Source organism: Candidatus Poriferisodalis sp., assembly GCF_965215815.1.
GTDB lineage: Bacteria > Actinomycetota > Acidimicrobiia > Acidimicrobiales > Poriferisodalaceae > Poriferisodalis.
In genome coordinates this window covers 1,574,056-1,592,224 of sequence record NZ_CBDCEO010000012.1, presented here as the reverse complement: position 1 = coordinate 1,592,224, position 18,169 = coordinate 1,574,056, and the positions used below count along the sequence as shown (strand labels likewise).

The 18,169-nt window shown below is 66.6% G+C and carries 15 protein-coding genes and 1 pseudogene; 15 read left to right on the top strand and 1 reads right to left on the bottom strand.

Annotation, left to right across the window (positions count from 1 at the left end; translation table 11 throughout):
• Positions 1-136 precede the first annotated feature (136 nt).
• From rpsB to ACOOHB_RS08875, 15 genes and pseudogenes are all read left to right on the top strand, one after another.
• Positions 137-1,168 carry a 30S ribosomal protein S2 gene (rpsB, locus tag ACOOHB_RS08945; protein WP_420444438.1) on the top strand — a complete coding sequence of 344 codons (1,032 nt, stop codon included), beginning with the start codon at positions 137-139 and terminating at the stop codon, positions 1,166-1,168.
• 1 nt (position 1,169) lies between these two features.
• Complete coding sequence (tsf, locus tag ACOOHB_RS08940; RefSeq protein ID WP_420444437.1) at positions 1,170-1,976, top strand: translation elongation factor Ts; 807 nt, start codon at positions 1,170-1,172, stop codon at positions 1,974-1,976.
• A 20-nt stretch (positions 1,977-1,996) separates the two neighbouring features.
• Positions 1,997-2,752: a UMP kinase gene (gene pyrH / locus ACOOHB_RS08935; RefSeq protein ID WP_420444436.1), complete on the top strand. Its 756-nt coding sequence runs from the start codon at positions 1,997-1,999 to the stop codon at positions 2,750-2,752.
• Between the two features lie 70 nt (positions 2,753-2,822).
• A complete protein-coding gene (frr, locus tag ACOOHB_RS08930) occupies positions 2,823-3,389 on the top strand; it encodes a ribosome recycling factor (RefSeq protein ID WP_420444435.1) in 567 nt (188 codons plus the stop codon).
• A gap of 20 nt (positions 3,390-3,409) precedes the next feature.
• Positions 3,410-4,843, top strand: coding sequence for a phosphatidate cytidylyltransferase (locus ACOOHB_RS08925; protein ID WP_420444434.1), 1,434 nt, complete (start codon positions 3,410-3,412; stop codon positions 4,841-4,843).
• 4 nt (positions 4,844-4,847) lie between these two features.
• Positions 4,848-6,002, top strand: a complete 1,155-nt coding sequence (gene dxr, locus ACOOHB_RS08920; protein ID WP_420444433.1) for a 1-deoxy-D-xylulose-5-phosphate reductoisomerase — start codon at positions 4,848-4,850, stop codon at positions 6,000-6,002.
• Positions 5,999-7,240, top strand: a complete 1,242-nt coding sequence (locus tag ACOOHB_RS08915) for a M50 family metallopeptidase (RefSeq protein WP_420444432.1) — start codon at positions 5,999-6,001, stop codon at positions 7,238-7,240. The genes dxr and ACOOHB_RS08915 overlap by 4 nt, the downstream gene beginning before the upstream one ends.
• Before the next feature lie 9 nt (positions 7,241-7,249).
• Positions 7,250-8,467: a flavodoxin-dependent (E)-4-hydroxy-3-methylbut-2-enyl-diphosphate synthase gene (gene ispG / locus ACOOHB_RS08910; protein ID WP_420444431.1), complete on the top strand. Its 1,218-nt coding sequence runs from the start codon at positions 7,250-7,252 to the stop codon at positions 8,465-8,467.
• A gap of 271 nt (positions 8,468-8,738) precedes the next feature.
• On the top strand, positions 8,739-9,353 hold the full coding sequence (gene rimP / locus ACOOHB_RS08905) for a ribosome maturation factor RimP (protein ID WP_420444430.1): 615 nt from the start codon (positions 8,739-8,741) through the stop codon (positions 9,351-9,353).
• On the top strand, positions 9,350-10,591 hold the full coding sequence (gene nusA / locus ACOOHB_RS08900) for a transcription termination factor NusA (protein ID WP_420444429.1): 1,242 nt from the start codon (positions 9,350-9,352) through the stop codon (positions 10,589-10,591). Before rimP ends, nusA begins: the two co-directional genes overlap by 4 nt.
• A gap of 87 nt (positions 10,592-10,678) precedes the next feature.
• A pseudogene (locus tag ACOOHB_RS08895) lies at positions 10,679-10,816 on the top strand (translation initiation factor IF-2 N-terminal domain-containing protein); the annotation flags it as partial.
• Positions 10,817-11,350: 534 nt separating this feature from the next.
• The gene (gene infB, locus ACOOHB_RS08890; protein ID WP_420444690.1) at positions 11,351-13,525 is read left to right on the top strand and encodes a translation initiation factor IF-2; all 2,175 of its coding nucleotides are present in this window, start codon (positions 11,351-11,353) and stop codon (positions 13,523-13,525) included.
• A 48-nt stretch (positions 13,526-13,573) separates the two neighbouring features.
• Positions 13,574-13,972, top strand: a complete 399-nt coding sequence (locus tag ACOOHB_RS08885; protein ID WP_420444428.1) for a ribosome-binding factor A — start codon at positions 13,574-13,576, stop codon at positions 13,970-13,972.
• 5 nt (positions 13,973-13,977) lie between these two features.
• A complete protein-coding gene (gene truB / locus ACOOHB_RS08880; RefSeq protein WP_420444427.1) occupies positions 13,978-14,841 on the top strand; it encodes a tRNA pseudouridine(55) synthase TruB in 864 nt (287 codons plus the stop codon).
• Between the two features lie 127 nt (positions 14,842-14,968).
• On the top strand, positions 14,969-15,913 hold the full coding sequence (locus ACOOHB_RS08875; RefSeq protein WP_420444426.1) for a bifunctional riboflavin kinase/FAD synthetase: 945 nt from the start codon (positions 14,969-14,971) through the stop codon (positions 15,911-15,913).
• A 431-nt stretch (positions 15,914-16,344) separates the two neighbouring features.
• Here ACOOHB_RS08875 and ACOOHB_RS08870 read toward each other — a convergent pair whose 3' ends face one another.
• Positions 16,345-18,018: a DUF222 domain-containing protein gene (locus ACOOHB_RS08870; protein WP_420444425.1), complete on the bottom strand. Its 1,674-nt coding sequence runs from the start codon at positions 18,016-18,018 to the stop codon at positions 16,345-16,347.
• Between the last annotated feature and the right edge of the window lie 151 nt (positions 18,019-18,169).

Genomic DNA, 18,169 nt, shown 5'->3' with positions numbered 1-18,169 from the left:
CTCCCGGAGGCGGAGTCTCTTCGGAACCGCAGCACCACTACCTATTGACTGACCAGCCGGGGCGACCCCGCGGTCGCCGCTTCCCAAAGCGGCGTCGTCCCCGGCGCAGAGTTTCGAACCGTGGGGAGGAGAACTCATGTCCGCTGTCGTGACCATGTCCGACCTGCTCACAGCCGGCGTCCATTTCGGACACCAAACCCGTCGCTGGAATCCGAAGATGGAACGCTTCTTGTGGGGCGAGCGCAACGGCATCTACATCATCGATCTACGGCAGACGCTGGATCTCCTCGAGAATGCCTACGCGTACGTGCGCGACACCGTGGCGCGAGGTGGAACGATTCTGTTCGTCGGGACCAAGCGCCAAGCGCAGTATCCGATTCAGCGTCACGCCGACGCGTGTGGCATGCCGTACGTGAACCAGCGTTGGCTGGGCGGGATGCTGACCAACTTCCGCACAATCCGCGGCCGTGTCGAGAAGATGCTCGAGTACGAGCGGATGCAGTCAGCCGGTGACTTCAACAACATGCCGAAGAAGGAAGCCCTCCTCCACACTCGCGAACTCACCAAGCTGCAACGCAACCTGAACGGCATACGGGGCATGGACAAACTGCCTGATGCCGTCTTCGTGCTCGATACGCCGAAGGAACACATCGCAGTTGCCGAGGCGGTCCGGCTGAAGCTGCCAGTGGTGGCCGTCGCCGACTCGAACTCCGATCCCGACCCGATCACGTACGTCATCCCGGGCAACGACGACGCCATCCGCTCGACCGAATTGTTGTGCCGGGTCATGGCAGATGCCGCCCGGGAGGGTCGGTACATGGCCGAGCGCAGCGGTGTGACGGTGGCCCCAGCAGGGGAGCGTTCGCCAACCGAAGAAGCGCGTATCGCCGCGCAGCAGGCCGAGGCACAGCGTGCGGCAATGGACGAGGCTGCTGCGCGCGAGGCCCGCATCGCTGCCGACCAAGCCGCCAAGGCGGCGGCCGCCGCGACGGTTCCTGACATGCGCTCCGTGGAGGCTCCTGGGGCACCCCCCGATGCCGCCAGCGACGCCGAGTCCTCCGATGACGCTGCGGCGACCCTCGAGGTCGAGCCTGCCGAACAGACTGCCGCTGAGACTGGCGAATCCGAAACCGTCATCGCGTCAACCGGAACGGAAGGAGCCAGCTGACATGGCTGCGTTCACCGCGAAGGATGTCCAGGCCTTGCGCCAGGCCACCGGCGCCGGGATGATGGATGCAAAGAACGCGCTGACCCGATGCGACGGAGACGCCGAGGCCGCAGCCCAATGGCTGCGTGAGAACGGCATCGCCAAGTCCGCGGCGCGAGCCGGTCGCGACAACAGCGAGGGCGTCGTAGTGGCACGCGTGGTCGACAATGGCAACGGCTCGGTCGGTGCCATCGTCGAATTGCGCTGCGAGACAGACTTCGTGGCCAAGTCCGATGGGTTCTTGTCGATGGCAGATCAGCTGCTGAGCGATGTGATCGCGGGCGGTCCTTCGGCTGTTGCCGATGCGGCCGGAGCGATCGACGACCTCAAGATCACGCTCAAGGAGAACATCGCTATCGGCTCGATCGAGCGCTTCGAGGCACCAGCCGGTTCGTGTATTGACGCCTACGTCCACCAACAGAGCGGCCGTGGCGTCAATGCTGTACTCGTGGAACTCGACGGAGCGACCCCCGAGGTTGCCCACGACGTTGCACTGCACATCGCCAGCAGCCGCCCCACCTATATCCGGCGCTCGGATGTGCCGACCGACGTGCTTGACCGCGAGCGGGCCACGTTCGAGGCCATCAGCCGAAATGAGGGCAAGCCGGAGGCGGCACTGGGAAAGATCGTCGAAGGCCGCCTGACGGGCTATCTGCGCGAGCACACGCTCATGGAGCAGAAGTTCGTGAAGGACGAGAAACGATCGGTAGCCGACGTCGTTGGGTCGGCAACCGTGACGCGTTTCGTCCAGGTCGAGATCGGCCGCTGAGCGCTCCGGTGGCTGCGGCTGTGTCTGACGAGCCGCAGAGGCCCCGTCGTTGGGAAGGCCCGCCGAAGTGGAAGCGGGTAGTGCTCAAGCTGTCTGGCGAAGCTCTGGCCGAACCTGGGGGTCACAACGTGAGCGCCTTGGTGGTCGACGCGCTGGCATCGGAGATTGCCGATGTGTGGGCCTCGTTGGAAGTTGATGTCGCCGTCGTGGTCGGGGGCGGCAACATTTGGCGTGGCATGGCAGGCTCGATTGGCGGCATGGACCGCGCCCAGTCTGACCACATGGGCATGCTCGCCACCGTGATCAATGCGCTTGCGCTGCAAGATGCGCTCGAGCGGCGGGACGTGCCCACCCGGGTGATGACCGCCATCGGGATGGCTCAGATCGCAGAGCCGTACATCAGGCGTCGCGCTGTGCGCCACCTGGAAAAGGGTCGCGTGGTGATCTTCGCGGCAGGTACGGGCAACCCGTTCTTCACAACGGATACCGCTGCGGCGCTGCGTGCCGCGGAAGTCGACGCCGATGTCGTGCTGAAGGGCACCCATTCGGGCGTCGACGGTGTCTACACGGCCGATCCCCAGACGGACCCCGACGCTCAACTCCTCAGCGAGGTCACGTTTCTCGAAGTGCTCTCACGGGAGCTGGCGGTGATGGACTCTGCAGCCATCGCAGTATGCAAGGACAACGCCACTCCCATCGTGGTCTTCGATCTGATGACGCGAGGGAACTTCCGCAGCGTTGTCGAAGGTGAAGCGTTGGGCACGCTGGTGCGTTGATCGGTTCAGCGGCTAGCACTGGGCTTGTGAGTGACGGCGACACTCGAACGGGCCCCGGTACGCTGGTCAGGTGAGCGAATTCGCCGCCGAGATTTGCGGAGACGCTCGCCAACGCATGCGCAGCGCCGTCGAACACGCCCGCGGCAACTTCGGCACGGTCCGGACTGGCCGAGCAACGCCGGCGCTGGTCGAGAAGCTTCAGGTCGACTACTACGGCGCGGCTGTTCCGCTGCAACAGTTGGCGGGATTCTCAGTACCCGAGGCCCGCATGCTGGTCATCCAGCCCTTTGACCGCGTTGCGCTCGACGCCATCTCCAAAGCGATCATGGAGTCTGACCTGGGCATCAACCCATCGAGTGATGGCCATGTGCTGCGCCTCAACTTCCCCCCGCTGACAGAGGATCGGCGCAAGGATCTGGTACGAGTGGTGAAACAGATGGCCGAAGACGGGCGCGTCGCGGTGCGCAACCTGCGTCGCAGTGCTCGCCACGATCTCGATACGCTCGAAAAGGAGAAGGAGATCTCCGCCGACCAGAAGCGCAGCTTCGAACAGGAGCTCGACGCCGCGACTGCGAAGTTCGTCGGAGACATTGATCGGGCGTTGGACGCCAAGGAGCAAGAACTCCTCGAGGTGTGACCGAACAGGTGTGGAGCTAGATGTCCGAGAGCAGCGAGGATCCGCCGACGCACCCTGGTGGGGATCCGAGCGATCCAGCGGCTTCTGATGATCCGCTGGGCGCGACCCGGCCGCTGGTGAACTTCGAGTCGACTGACCCTCCCGCGCCACCAGCTTCGGCTGAGCCTGCGGATCCGCCTGCGCCAGACGCTGCGGCCGCAGAGTCGGCGCGTCGCGGGGGCTCGCGACTGTTTCCGCAGCTGCCCGACGACCCGCGTTTCGCCGGCGAGACGCAAACGCCTACCGATGAACCCGATGCTGCTGGTTATGAGCCGTTGTTCGATTCCCCCGACGATGAGACAGCGCCGCAGATCCCGCGGGCCGATATCGAGCCGACTCCGGCCGAGATGCCGCAAGACACCGGGACTGAGGCCGCTGCCGCATCGGCGCCGGTCGCAACAGCCGCAGCCGCAGCCGCAGCCGAACTACCGTCGGAGGCTGGCGCGGCGACATCTGAACCTGATCGCTTCGCTCAATGGGCCCGGCTCGATGCGTCGGCCTCGCATTGGCGCGAGGGGAGCCAGGACTACGAGGAGCGTGGAGTCGTGAGCGACGAAACCCGAACCGTCTTGCACAACGGCCCCTCTGATGCAGGCCGCAGCGGTCGCAACCTGCCCGCCGCCATCGTCGTCGGATTGGCGTTGGCTGCGCTGTTCTTCGGCGCGCTTCGGCTCGGCGAGGCCGCCACCGTCGCGCTCGTCGTGATTGTCTTGGTTCTGGCCGCAGCGGAGTTCTACCGAGCCGCCCGGCCGCTTGGATACCGCCCGGCGACGCTGGCAGGACTCGCGGGCGTCGCCGGCCTGACCGTCGGGGTGCACCTGCGTGGTGTGGAGGCCTATCCGATCGTGCTGGCCGTGTCCGCAGTGACAATCTTCTGCTGGTTCTTGCTCGGCATCGAGCGGGATCATCCCACTGCGAATTTGGCAATTACCGCGCTCGGTCTGTTGTGGGTGGGCGGATTGGGTTCATTCGCTGCGCTGATCTTGCGCGAACCCAACGGCGACTCGATGCTGATCGGCGCCGTGATCGGGACCGCCGCGTACGACGTCGGCGGCTTTGTCATCGGCCGCACGACCGGCCAGAGCCGGCTTTCACCACGAATCAGCCCCAACAAGACCCACGAAGGGCTCATCGGGGGAATCGTGCTGTCGGTGGTGGTCACCACTCTGGTGCTGAACCGCTTTCCCGGGGTGTTCCCGTGGACCGGAAGCCTGCTTGATGCGTTGTGGCTGAGCCTCGCCGTCGCGCTCGCAGCGCCGCTCGGGGATCTGGCGCAGTCGCTGGTCAAGCGCGATGTGGCCGTGAAGGACATGGGCAATCTGCTGCCCGGTCACGGCGGCGTCTTCGACCGCTTCGACGCGCTGTTGTTTGCATTGCCGGCGGCGTACTTCGTCGGCACATACGTGTTGGGATAGGTCCATGAGCGCGACAACCGTCGCGGTGCTCGGATCGACAGGTTCGATCGGTACCCAGACGCTGGAGGTGATACGCGCCGAGCCGGGCCGGTTCCGGGCCATCGCGCTTGGCGCGAACAGCTCGGTGAGCGAGCTCGCGGCGCAGGCTGCCGAGTTCAAACCGGCTGCCGTCGGCATCGGCGATCCGAGATTGGTTCGGGAGCTGCGGGCTGCGCTGCCTGCTGGCATCGAGGTGCTGGCGGGCCCCGACGCATTCGCCGATCTCGCAGGCCGGGCCGACGTCGTCGTGAACGGCGTCGTGGGTTTCGCGGGCTTGGGCGTCACGCTGGCAACCCTGCGGGCCGGGCGCCGCCTCGCGCTCGCCAACAAGGAGAGCCTCATCGCAGCGGGTCCGCTGGTACAGCCTTTGCGAGCCGTGCCGGGCGCCGAGCTCATTCCGGTCGACAGCGAGCACAGCGCCCTGCACCAGTGCCTCGCTGGCCAAGCGTCGGCGCCGGAGCGTCTGATTCTCACCGGCAGCGGCGGGCCTTTCAGGGGCCGCGGCGCTGAGGCGCTGCGTGAGGTGACAATCGCAGACGCCTTGGCACACCCCACCTGGTCGATGGGACCCAAGATCACCGTCGATTCGTCAACCCTCATGAACAAGGGCCTCGAGGTCATTGAGGCACACGAACTGTTCGGGGTGGATTACGACCAGATCGACGTGGTCATCCAACCCCAGTCGGTGATCCACTCGATGGTGACATTCGCTGACGGCAGCACCGTCGCGCAACTCTCGCTGCCCGACATGCGTCTCCCGATTGGCTATGCCCTGGCCTATCCCGAGCGCATCGGGACACCCTTTGGGGCCGTTGACTGGTCCGCATTGGGGAGCCTCACCTTTGAGCTGCCCGATACCGACACTTTTGGTTGCTTGAACCTTGCCTACGAGGCGGGCCGAACCGGTGGCACCGCCCCGGCGTGGCTCAATGCGGCCAACGAGGAGGCCGTGGCCGCATTCCTGGATGGCCGGCTGCGGTGGCACGAGATCGCCACCGTCATCGACAGCGCGATGCAGCACCATGACGGCGCCGCGGCTGACAGCGTGGATGCCGTGATCGCAGCTGATCGAGCTGGCCGCTGCCGAGCCGCCGACGCAGTGGTGGGAATCCGATCGTGAAGGGCCACATCGACGAGCCAGAACTTCCGGCACCAAGCTCGACGGCGCGCAATGCCGGCGGGATTGCGGCGCTCATGGCGCTGGTGGTGCTGGCTTGGAGCTACCCATTCGCCGTGGGTGCCGCAGCGGTGCTTGCCGGTGTGTTGTTCATGCACGAGCTCGGCCATTACGCGGCCGCTCGTGCCGTCGGGATGAAGGTCACCGACTTCTTTCTGGGCTTCGGCCCCCGTCTGTGGAGCTTCCGACGCGGAGAGACGTCGTTCGGACTGCGCGCACTGCCGCTCGGCGCATATGTGCGCATCATCGGCATGTCGCGCTCCGAACCCGTGGAACCGGGCGACGAGAGCCGGGCCTACCGCACTCAGACCTATCCGCGCCGGTTGTTGGTCGTGAGCGCAGGCTCGCTCATGCATCTGTGCCTTGCGCTCGTCGCGTTCGGAGTGGTGCATGCGGCGCTTGGCGCGCCCGCTCGCGATGGAAACAACTGGCAAGTCGCCGAGGTGATCACACAGCGAGACGGAGTGACATTCCCTGCAGACGCGGCGGGCATCTTGGCCGGCGACCGCATCGTGAATTTGAACGGTGCAGACACCGAGGAATGGGACGTCTTCGTGTCCCAAGTGCAGTCCCGACCCGGCGAGCGAGTGTCGCTGGAGATCGAGCGAGATGGCGTCCTGCGCACCGTTGAGGCAGAGCTGGCAACAGACCCCGGTACTGGGTCAGGGCTCTTGGGTGTTCGGCCCGAGTGGGTCATCGTCTATGAGACGGTCGGTCTGCCGACTGCGGCGGTCCTTGCATTCACCGACCTTGGGCGCTCAATAGTCGACTCTGTACGAGGCATTTGGGGTTTGTTCGCGAATTTTGGCGACGTTGTCGACCGCATCGTGTCGGCGCCCGGTGATCCTTCGGCGAACAGCAACCTGGGCATGCGCCCATTGGGGATCTACGGCATCGTGGACCTGGCGTCGGACACCTCTTGGGGCTGGTCCGAGCGAGCGCTGATGTTCGCCCTGGTGAACGTCTTCCTCGGTGTGTTCAACATGTTGCCGCTGCCGCCGTTCGACGGAGGTCATGTGGCTGTCGCGACCTATGAACGCTGGCGAGAACGCGGGGGTCGCGGCCGATACTTGATCGATCCGAGCAAACTTGCGCCGCTCGCCACCGTCGTGGTCGCCGCACTCGCCCTGCTGGCGGTGGGGCTGCTGTACCTCGATATCGCCAACCCGGTGGATCTGTGAGAGGTGGCCATGACGCTTGAGTCATCCGGCAGTTACGCCCGACGCCACACACGCCAAGTGCACGTCGGCTCGGTCGCCGTCGGGGGTGGGGCACCCATTTCTGTGCAGTCGATGACGACGACGAAGACATCGGACGTTGATGGCACGCTTGCCCAGATCTATGCGCTGGCCGGGGCCGGGGCCGACATCGTCCGCTGCACCGCGAACAACGTTGCGGCTGTGGAGGCGCTTGCGCACATCGTTCCCCGCTCGCCCGTGCCCTTGGTGGCCGATATCCACTTCCAGTACCGGCTCGCACTGGCAGCGCTCGATGCCGGAGTGGCCTGCCTACGGCTGAATCCAGGCAATATCCGCAAGCCTGACCAGATACGCGCCGTGGCGTCTGAGGCCCGAGATCGTGGTGTCCCGATCCGCATCGGCGTGAACGGCGGATCCCTCGATCCCGACATCGAGGCGCGCTATGGCATGACGCCCACCGCGCTGGTGGAATCGGCCAAGCGAGAGCTCGGGTACTTCGAAGAGGTGGGATTCGACGACGTCAAGATCTCGGTGAAAGCCAGCGACGTGACGCTGATGGTGGAGTCCTACCGGATGCTCGCCGACGCGGTCGACTTTCCCTTGCATCTCGGCGTCACCGAGGCTGGACCCCCGCCGGCCGGCCTGGTGAAGAGCACCGCCGGCATAGCGACCCTGCTGAACGAGGGCATCGGCGACACCATTCGCTTCAGCCTGACGGCCGACCCCGTCCAAGAGGCCACTGCCGGCCAGCAGCTGCTCGGGGCGCTGGGACTGCGGGAGCGTTCCGGTACCGATCTTGTTGCCTGCCCTTCGTGCGGCCGGGCGGAGGTGGACGTGATCTCGGTGGCCCAAGAGGCACAAGCAACCTTTGAAGGCTTGGACCTGCCCGTGCAGGTGGCCGTCATGGGTTGCGTGGTGAACGGGCCCGGCGAGGCCCGCAGCGCCGATCTGGGCATAGCGGCAGGCCGCTCGCGCGGTCACCTGTTCGTCAAGGGCCAAGTCGTGGCCGTAGTGCCCGAGGACGAGATGGTCGCGGCGCTGGTGAAGTGGGCCAAGATCGTGGCGGCCGACGGCGTCGAGGCAGCACTTGGGAGAGCCGAGGCCGGCGCAGCAGCAGCAGCAGAAGCTGATCGTGCCGCGCAGGCGAGCGAGCAGGGTGACGATGTCAACCATGCCGCCGAGCGCGTTGCCCTCATTCGGAGCCGCTAGCCGCGCAGCTTGCGGCTGTCACTGACGAGGCTGTTGTCTCCCGCTCTTGTTCGCTGCGCTCACGGGCCGCTCGGGCCCGAGGGCCGCTAGAGGCGCACAAACTCGGCTCCGCGGTCGGGAACCCCAAGGTCGCACTGGTAGCGTTAGGTCCGCAGGACAGTTTCGGCTGGTCGTGGGCTCTGCGCAAGCGCCCTTGCAGTTCGGTTGCAAGCGTTCATTCCGCAGGCACAGCCCCGAGGGCAGCTGGGGCGACGCGGACAGGGAGGTTGCGATGACTCACACCGTTGCGGCCTCGCGCGCCCCCGAAAGTCCTCACCCCTCCGAAATAGCGGAACTCGCTGATCCCGTAGCGACCGAGGTCGGCTGTGCCCTCTACGACGTGCAATGGCGAGGCGGGACTCTGGTCGTGCTGGCTTCTGCCATGGCCGGGGGCGCCATCGGCGTCGAGGCACTCGGCCGACTGAGCCGCAGGCTGTCCGCGGCTCTGGATGCTGCCGACGTGATCGAGGGCCGGTACGTTCTCGAAGTGTCCAGTCCTGGGCTCGAGCGCAGCTTGCGCCGCCCAGAACACTTTGCTGGTGCTGTCGGCGAGCAGGTGGTGATCCGGACCAGTCAATCGCCGCGGCGGCGTATCGTCGGCGAGATTCTGGAATCCGACCCCTCCGGCGTCTCGGTCCGCGTCGTGGAGATTTCCAGTGGTGAGCAGGGCCACACCCAAGCCCGACCGGATGAGATTGGCCAGATCTTGACGGTGCCATTCGACGACATCGCCAAGGCCCGCACGACATTCGAATGGGGTCCGCGCCCGCGGCGCAAGCCTGGATCGCCCAGCGCCCCTCACCCCAAGTCAGGCCCTCGTAGCAAGCCAGGAAGGCAGGGACGATGAACAGCCCCGAGATCATGGAGGCGCTCCAAGCACTCGCCGCCGAGAAGGGCATGAGCACCGAGGTGTTGCTCGAGGCAGTCGCGAACGGCCTCGAATCGGCCTACAAGCGCCGCGAGGGAGCCGCTGAGCAGGCGTACGTCATCATCGACGAGTCCTTCAACATCACGGTCTACGCGCAGGAAGTCGACGAACTCGGAACTGTCTTGCGGGAGTGGGACGACACACCGCACGATCTCGGGCGAATCGTGGCCCAGACCGTCCGGCAGGTCCTGAACCAGCGCATCCGCGAGGTCGAGCGCGACATGAAGTACGACGAGTACGCCGGACGGGAGGGCGACATTGTCACCGGCATCATCCAGCAGAACGATGCTCGGTACACCCTGCTTGACCTCGGTCGCGTCGAGGCATTGCTGCCCCAATCCGAGCAGGTGCCCTACGAGCGGCCAGAGCCGAACAGTCGCCTCAAGGCATACATCGTGGAGGTGCGCAAGACCGCGAAGGGTCCGCAGATCGTCGTGTCGCGCACACACCCGGGACTGATTCGTGAGCTGTTCAAGCTGGAGGTCCCCGAAATCTCCGACGGTGTTGTCGAGCTGAAGGCGTGTGCGCGCGAACCCGGACATCGCACAAAGATCGCCGTGTGGTCGAACGACTCCAACGTCGATCCGGTCGGCGCATGCGTCGGGGCCCGAGGCAGCCGCGTCCGTCAGGTCGTCAACGAGCTGCGGGGCGAGAAGATCGACATTGTCCCGTTCTCCGACGACCTCCACGATTTTGTGGCCAAGGCGCTGTCCCCGGCTCGTGTCCGGGAGGTCCGCTTCCACTCCGAACAGGGTGTGGCGGAGGTCATCGTGCCCGACCACCAGCTGTCGCTGGCGATCGGCCGCGAGGGCCAGAACGCTCGCCTGGCGGCCCGGTTGACCGGCTGGCGGATCGACATCAAGAGCGAAACCCAGATTGCCGAGGAGGAGGCCGGCTACTCAGGAGAGGAATGGGCCGAGGGTGAGTGGGTGACGAACTCGGATACGGGCGAGCAGACCTGGGTTCCTGCTGACGGCGGCGAAGCGATCACAGCGGGCCAGTGGTCCGAGGCAGTCACCGAACAGCAGGAGGTCGACGAGACCGCCGATGGCGTTCCGACCGCCGATGGCGCTCCGATCGGCGATGACGCCGATGAGACCCCTGCAGAGGCCCACACCGACCCCAGTACGCTTCCATCGGACTCGGCGACGCCCTGAGGCCCATGGCCGGTCTCGTCGCGTCCCTGTTCCATTTCCTGAGCCCTGCTGGGCACCGCCTCAACTCCCGAAAGAAAGACCGACCGCTTGCCGAAGAAAGTCCGCGTTCACGAGCTCTCCAAAGAGCTGGGCATCACGCTCACCGAAGTGCTCGACGTATGCGAGTCCCTGGGCATCGGTGTGAAGACGCACTCGTCCAGCATGGAGGATGCTCAGGCTGACCGCGTCCGGCGCAAGGCCGCACGTGAGGGACTGATTCATCAAGAGCCGCAGCCAGGGGCTCGCAGGGCTCGCAAGGCACCTGCGAAGTCCGCCGCTTCGACTGTGCGTGCGCCACAACGTCCAGAGTTCCCAGCGGCGCCCCGATTCACGCCAGCCGCTCGTCCGGTTCGCCCGGCCCGGCCCGCCCCGGCCGAACCGAAACCACCTCCGCAATCTGCGCCCGCACCGGAGCCCGTTCCGCAGACGCCTGAACCCATTCCTGCCGCAGAAGCGCCAGCGCCGACAGAGCCTCGGCCGGCGGCGCCAGCCGAGTCCGCACCACCACTGCCGCGCGAAATGCCTCCTCCGGGCACCCTTCCGCCCGACTTGCCGCCACCGCGGCGTCTGGTCACTTCAAGCGGCCAAGAATCCGCGCGGCCGGTTCTTCCGCCACTTCAGCGACCGGCGGCCAGAACCGACGAACCGGCGGCGCCTTCGAGACCAGTTCCCTCCGACGCGGCCAGCCCGGAACTACCGCCGCCCCCGTCTCGATTGCCGGTGCCTCCGAACGCTGCCGACGGCCGCGCGATTCCGCCCCCGCCGTTGGCGCCTCGCTCGGGTTCGGGCAAGCCGATTCCCCCGCCGCCCGGTCCGCCACGCACCACTCCACGCAGCGGCGGCCCCTATCGCTCGGGTCCCCCTGGCGGGTTCCGCCGTCCAGCGGGCGGTGGCGAGCGTCCCCATGGCGGGCAGCCTGGTGGCGGGCGCCCTCACGCAGGAGCCCCGTCAGCGCCTGGCGGACGCCCAGCAGGTCCGCCCGGTGCACGACCGGGAGGTCCGCGTGGTGCACCACGCGGCGCCCGTGGGCGCCCTCGCCGTCGCCGTCGTCGCCAGCGCGAGGAACTGCAGCCCCAGCAGCTCACCGCCTACACGCCGATCGACGCACCCGTCCCCGAAGGCGAGATCGTCATCGAGCGGGGTTCGACGGCCCAGGAGGTCGCCGCCCGTCTGAATCGCTCCGCAGCCGACATCGTCCGGTTCCTGCTCCAACAGGGCGAGATGGTGACCGCTACGCAATCGCTGAGCGACGACATGATCGAGTTGTTCGCTGTCGAACTCGAAGCCGAAGTGCGCATCACCGAACCCGGCGCCGAGCAGGAAGAGGAGTTGCTGCGGGCCCTCGAGGTCGACCTTTCTGACGTCGACGGGCAGATTCGCCCGCCCGTGGTCACCGTCATGGGTCACGTCGACCACGGCAAGACACTGCTGCTCGACCGCATTCGTTCCTCGAACGTTGTCGATGGCGAGGCGGGTGGCATTACCCAGCACATCGGCGCCTATCAGACCTCTCGCGGCGATCACCGGATCACGTTCATCGACACGCCGGGCCATGAGGCGTTCACGGCGATGCGGGCCCGGGGAGCGCAGGCCACCGACCTCGTCGTGCTGGTCGTGGCGGCTGATGACGGTGTTATGCCGCAGACTGCCGAAGCCATCGACCACGCACGTGCGGCCGATGTGCCGATCATCGTCGCCATCAACAAAATGGACCGTCCCGGCGCCGACGCCGACCGGGTGCGCGCCCAGCTGGCGGAACGGGGCCTCGTGCCCGAGTCCTACGGCGGCGAAGTGATCACCGTTCCCATGTCGGCAATGTCCGGCGAGGGCATCGACGAGCTGCTCGAACAGATCCTGCTTGTCGCAGAACTCGAGGAGCTCACTGCCGAATCATCGGGCCGGGCTGTCGGAATCGTGCTGGAGGCCCATCTCGACCGCGGCCGGGGTCCGGTCGCGACGGTGCTGGTGCAGCGGGGCACCCTGCGCGTCGGCGAACCGATGGTTGCCGGCGCGGCCTGGGGCCGAGTGCGTGCCATGACCGACGATCGCGGTGCTCCGCTCAGCGAGGCGGGTCCATCCACACCAGTGCAGGTGCTCGGTCTCGGCGAGGTTGCACGTGCAGGCGACCTGTTCGTCGTTGCCCCCGACGAGAAGACCGCAGGCAAGGTGGCCGAGACCCGCGAGCATTGGCAGCGCCAGGCCAGCTTGGCCGGCACTGCCGGCGGGAGCGGCGGCGGAGCGAAGCTGGAGGACATCTTCAGGCAGGTGCAGGCTGGCGAGACAGCCACGCTCAACGTCGTGCTCAAGGCCGATGTGCACGGTTCGCTCGAGGCAGTGACCGACAGTCTGCGCAAGCTCGAGCGCAACGACGTGAAGCTCTCCTTCGTCAGCCGTGGCGTCGGCGGGATCAACGAGAACGATGTGCAGCTCGCCGCGGCCTCCGAGGCCACGATTATCGGCTTCAACGTGCGCCCGGACCGCAATGCGCGTCAGACAGCCGAGACCGAGGATGTCGAAGTCCGGCTGTACGAGATCATCTACGACCTCATCGAAGACGTGCAAAACGCCATGGTCGGCCTGCTCGAACCCGAGTTCGAGGAAATCGTGGCGGGCGAGGCGCAGGTGCGCCAGGTCTTCCGCATCTCAGGCGTCGGGCCCGTGGCTGGCTGCGTCGTCGAGCACGGGAACGTGCGCAGCGGCGCCAAGGTCAGGTTCCTGCGCGACGGCACGATCATCTGGAAGGGGTCGGTCAAGTCGTTGCGCCACTTCCAAGACGACGTCGCCGAGGTGTCCGCGGGCATGGAGTGCGGTATCGGTCTGAGCGACTTCACCGACTTGAAGGAAGGCGACGTGATCGAGACGTATACCGAACGCGAGATCGCCCGCGTCGCCTGAGGGAGCAGTCACCCGATGGCTCGTCGCCCCCGCCGTCGGCGACATTCGATGCCGGCTGCGCACCAGTACGAGCGGACCGACCGCGTCGCCCAGTTGGTGCGAAGCGTCGTGGCCTCGGAGATGGAACGGCTCGACGAGGTGTTCGACGGCATTGTGATCACCGGCGTGGACGTTGATCGCGAGCTGACTGCCGCAGTAGTGCACTACGACGTGCGCGATCAGGAATCCGAGGCGGAGGCGGCTGCGGCGTTCGATGAGCATCATCACCGCCTTCAGCGTGCCTTGGGCGACCAGACCAGCTTGAGGCGCACACCAGCGCTCCGCTTTCGCCGGGACCAGGGGCCTATCAACGCCGAGAGGATCGAAGACCTGCTGGCCGGCTTGTCGGGCGAGCCAGATGAGGCGCAGGTCTCCGATTTCGCCGTTGAGCGGGACGAGGAAGCCTGACGGCCATGGCGCGACGCCGTCCAGCGACTGTTCATGGCGCAGTCATCGTTGACAAGCCGCCTGGACCCACCTCCCATGACGTGGTGGACATGCTGCGGCGCCGCTTCGGCGAGCGACGCATCGGCCACGCCGGCACGCTCGACCCGTCCGCAACGGGCGTACTCGTGGTCGGCATCGGCAACGCGACCCGATTGCTGCGATTCGCCACGGCATCTCGCAAGAGCTACGAGTGCGAGATCGTGTTCGGCGTCGAGACCAGCACCCTCGATGCTGCCGGCGAGCCGGTTACGACTTGGCGCATGGACCTGGATCCGACCGATGTTGCCGCTGCAGCTGCGGGCTTCATCGGCACGATCTCGCAGCTGCCGCCGATGGTGTCTGCAGTGCGCGTCGGAGGCCGCCGCTTGCACGAGATCGCCCGCTCAGGGCAGACCGCAGAACGCGCACCACGCGATGTTGAGGTGTATCGCTTCAAAGTGGACCGCACCGACGACCCGCTCGTCTACCGGGCCGTGGTCGACTGTTCTGCCGGCACCTTTGTGAGAACTCTCGGTGCCGACTTGGGCAGTGCGCTGGGAGGCGGGGCGCACATCCGGGCGTTGCGGCGCACGCGCAGCGGCTCATTCACGCTGTCCGAGGCGGGTCCCCCGACCGAGGCCGAACTGCGAACGCCCCTCGAGCTGGTGCGGGATCTGGCGCAGATTCTCATGTCCGATTCAGAGGCAATTCAGGCCAGAAGCGGTGTCCATCTCGTGGACGCTCGCTACGACGGCTCCGGTCCGTGGGTGCTGGTCGACCCCACCGGAGCGCTCGTGGCCGTGCATGAGCGCGTCGACGGGCGACTGCGTGCCACGGTCTTGCCGTCGTGATCCCGCAGTGATCCCGCAGTGATCCCGCAGTGATCCCGCAGTGATCCCGCAGTGATCCCGTAGTGATCCCGCAGTGATCTCTGGGCGGGCGGACTCGCGCGGGCCCGGCGTGAGTAGCGTTGCGCGCATGGAGGTCATCCGCGACTTGGATTGGTGTCCGGTGCTCGAGCACGGCAGTGTCGTGACGGTAGGGGAGTACGACGGCATCCACCGAGGGCACCGCACGGTGATTTCAGAGATGCATCGTTTGGCAGCCGAGCGGGGCTGCGCCACGGCGGTCGTGACCTTCGACCGCCACCCCGCCACCGTGGTGCGGCCAGAATCGGCACCGCTGTTGTTGTGCGATCTCGACTACAAGCTGGAGCTGCTGGCCGAGACCGGCGTCGACTTCACGCTCGTTGTGACCTTCGACAAGAAGCAGTCAGCGGTTCCCGCCGAGCAGTTCGCCCAGCAGATCCTCGTCAACTGCCTGTCTGCGCGAGCCGTGGTGGTAGGTGCCGACTTTCATTTCGGCAAGGGACGGCGAGGCAATATCGAGACGCTGCGACAAGTCGGCGCTGAGTACGGCTACGAGGTGGTCGGACTCCCGCTGGTGAAGCAGATGACCGGCGACGGAGACGTCATCTCGTCCACGTCGATCCGCGAAGCGCTTGCTGCGGGCGATGTGGAGCGAGCGCACCGGCTGCTCGGTCGGCCGTTCGAGGTGCGCGGAGTCGTCACCCTCGGCGACCGTCGCGGCCGCCAGATCGGGGTGCCCACGGCGAACCTGCCCACGACCCCGGATCTGCAGGTTCCTGCTGACGGCGTCTACGCCGCGTGGTACTTGCGTCCTGATGGGTCGCAATACGCTGCCGCAGTCAACATCGGCCGCCGGCCGACGTTCTATGAGTTCGCAGAGCGCTCGCTCATCGAAGCGCACCTGATCGGCTTCCGCGGCGATCTCTACGACGAGACGGCCAAGCTGCGCTTCGTCCGCAGGCTGCGGCCTGAGCGGCGCTTCGACGGCATCGATGAGTTGAAGATCCAGCTCCGCCGCGACATCAATGACGCTGCCAAGTGCCTCGATGCCTGAGTCAGGGTTCGCAGTCGGACTGATCACGGCGTTGCGCCAGCGCAGATAGTCGTGCAGGCGGCGGGCGCAGATATCGCGCAGCGCTGCGAGGGTGTTGGCGGTGGCTTGCGGATGCTCCACGGACACCAACTCACCACACGTATCCGGATGCAGAACGAGTGCCGTGTCAGGCAACGTTTGCGTGGGTGGCCTTGTCTTGAGCCAAGGAGTTCAGCCAAGGGGTTGAGCTAGCCGCTCGCTGACCGCCGAAACGAACTGGGTGGCAGCCTCGCGCCGTAGGTGTGGGTGTCGGTTTGGGTGGGGTCGGTTTGGGTGGGGTCGGTGTGGGTGCGGAGTTTGGTGGTGCGTCGGCGGGTGGCGTCGCCCCTGTCGCCCGCAGCGCTGGCAGCGTCGGCACGGGTGGTGCCGCTGTGGGCAGCGGTTGGTTGCTGTTATGGCGGCTCGGTTTCCTGGGTGTGGGTGTCGGTACCACTGCGGGTGTTGTCGGTGCGGGGCTTGGCGGCCCATTGCCGGGTGGCGTGGTGTTGGTGGAGGCGTTGGTTGTTGTTGTGAAGCTTGTCGTGGCAGTCGCCGCACAGGGCGGCGAGGTTCGGAATATCGGTGGTGCCGTTGTCGGCTTGCCATTCGTCGATGTGGTGGTCGTTGCAACGGTGCATGGGGGCGCGACACAGCACGCAGCCGCGGTCGCGTATGGCGATGGCGAGGCGTTGGGCGACGCTGGCGAGGCGGCGGCTGCGTCCGAGCCATAGCGGTTGTCCGGCTGTGTTGAACAGTGCGCCGCTGATGCGTGTGTCGGGTGAGAGCTGGTTGAGGATCGAAGGGGGCACCGGTCCCGCGCCGAGCATGTCGCAGCGTCCGTCGGGCTTGGTGCCGTCGATGACGCCGATCTCGGCGACGATGATGAGCTGGTTGGGTGCCTGGGCGGCCCGCCACCGCTCGATCGAACGTCCCACCGGCCGCTCCACGACAGCATTGTTGGCGTGGTCGGGTCCGGCGCGGTCGTCGCCTCGGTCCGGTTCGGCATCGCCGTGGTGACGGTGGCCGGTAATGCTGAGGATGTCGTGGTCGGCATTGCTGGTGTGGTCGGGTGCAGTGTTGGGGGTTTGGGCTGCGGGGTGTTCGATGGTGGCCAGGGCGTTGCGGTCGGTGAGCATCTCGAAGACGCTGTCAGCGAGGCGCTGGCGGTTGTCGCGCACTTGGCGCGGGGTTCCGTCGCGTCCACCGTCGAGACGCCACAGAGCGTCGTTGTAATTCTCGACTGCTTGTTGCACCAATGCGAAACTGACCGGGTCGAACTTCGCGTTGAGGACCCCCATGCCGGTGCGCTCGTCGATGAACAGTGCCGCGCTGCGCTCACGGCGCTGACGGTCCAGCACCGTGCGCACGGAATCGGGATCGTGACGGGCCGCGAAGTCTTGGGCGTCGCGGCGCAGCACCTCGGGCGCGACTTGCGCGGCGGCTTCGAGCAGCTCGACGGCGGTGTCGACAGCTTCGGGGCTGGTGCGCCGCGCAGCGTCGGCGAGCACCTCGACGTGCTCTGGCGTCAGATCGCCCACCGACAGTCCGCGTGCCACATTGGGCATCCGGGCGAGCTGCTCGCTGACCTCGACGGTGCGCTTGGCGTTGCGGGAGCCAAGACGCGCCTGGTCGCGCAGCGCTGTGTGGCCTGACCCGGCGCGTTTGGCTTCCAGCGCAGCGGTCGCGCCCAAGAGCAGCGCCTGGGTCACCGACCGTAAACGCGCCGTTGCGGCGATGACCTGGTTCAGCGTCTCGCTGCTCTCGCCGCACAACGACACCCGCGACGCTTCAGCGACCACCTCACGAGCCCCGCACAACACCGACAGCACCGACCCGCCCCCCAACAACGGCACGGCTGGCGGCAGCAGCTCGGCAGGGGGCACCGAAGCGGCCGGCGACCGCAGCTCGCTCAGCGATGGTGGCTCGGATGGTGGGACCGGAACGACCCCCAACAGCGGCACGGTCGGCGACAGCAGCTCGGCAGGAGACGTCGACACCGTCGACACCGTCATAGCCAGGTCGCTCTCCGGCATCAAGCCTGAGGGCACTCCGGCCGTCAGATCGCTGCAATCGTTCGTGCGCTTCATGACAATCACTGTAAACAGGCGGTGTTACACGAAAGCCTCGTGCGAGCCACCGACAGCCGCCTTCGAGACCGCCATTGCCAGCTTCACCGCCAGCGCCCAAGCGCTGCGAGGCATCACGACACCTCCCCCGAGCGACAACGCAAACGTTTGA

Bases quoted from the DNA above. Each gene is read 5' to 3' on its own strand.
- dxr (WP_420444433.1), top strand. From the start codon at position 4,848: ATGAGCGCGACAACCGTCGCGGTGCTCGGATCGACAGGTTCGATCGGT.
- ACOOHB_RS08925 (WP_420444434.1), top strand. From the start codon at position 3,410: ATGTCCGAGAGCAGCGAGGATCCGCCGACGCACCCTGGTGGGGATCCG.
- nusA (WP_420444429.1), top strand. From the start codon at position 9,350: ATGAACAGCCCCGAGATCATGGAGGCGCTCCAAGCACTCGCCGCCGAG.
- truB (WP_420444427.1), top strand. From the start codon at position 13,978: ATGGCGCGACGCCGTCCAGCGACTGTTCATGGCGCAGTCATCGTTGAC.
- ACOOHB_RS08870 (WP_420444425.1), bottom strand. From the start codon at position 18,018: ATGAAGCGCACGAACGATTGCAGCGATCTGACGGCCGGAGTGCCCTCA.
- ACOOHB_RS08885 (WP_420444428.1), top strand. From the start codon at position 13,574: ATGCCGGCTGCGCACCAGTACGAGCGGACCGACCGCGTCGCCCAGTTG.
- rpsB (WP_420444438.1), top strand. From the start codon at position 137: ATGTCCGCTGTCGTGACCATGTCCGACCTGCTCACAGCCGGCGTCCAT.
- ispG (WP_420444431.1), top strand. From the start codon at position 7,250: ATGACGCTTGAGTCATCCGGCAGTTACGCCCGACGCCACACACGCCAA.
- rimP (WP_420444430.1), top strand. From the start codon at position 8,739: ATGACTCACACCGTTGCGGCCTCGCGCGCCCCCGAAAGTCCTCACCCC.
- ACOOHB_RS08875 (WP_420444426.1), top strand. From the start codon at position 14,969: ATGGAGGTCATCCGCGACTTGGATTGGTGTCCGGTGCTCGAGCACGGC.
- tsf (WP_420444437.1), top strand. From the start codon at position 1,170: ATGGCTGCGTTCACCGCGAAGGATGTCCAGGCCTTGCGCCAGGCCACC.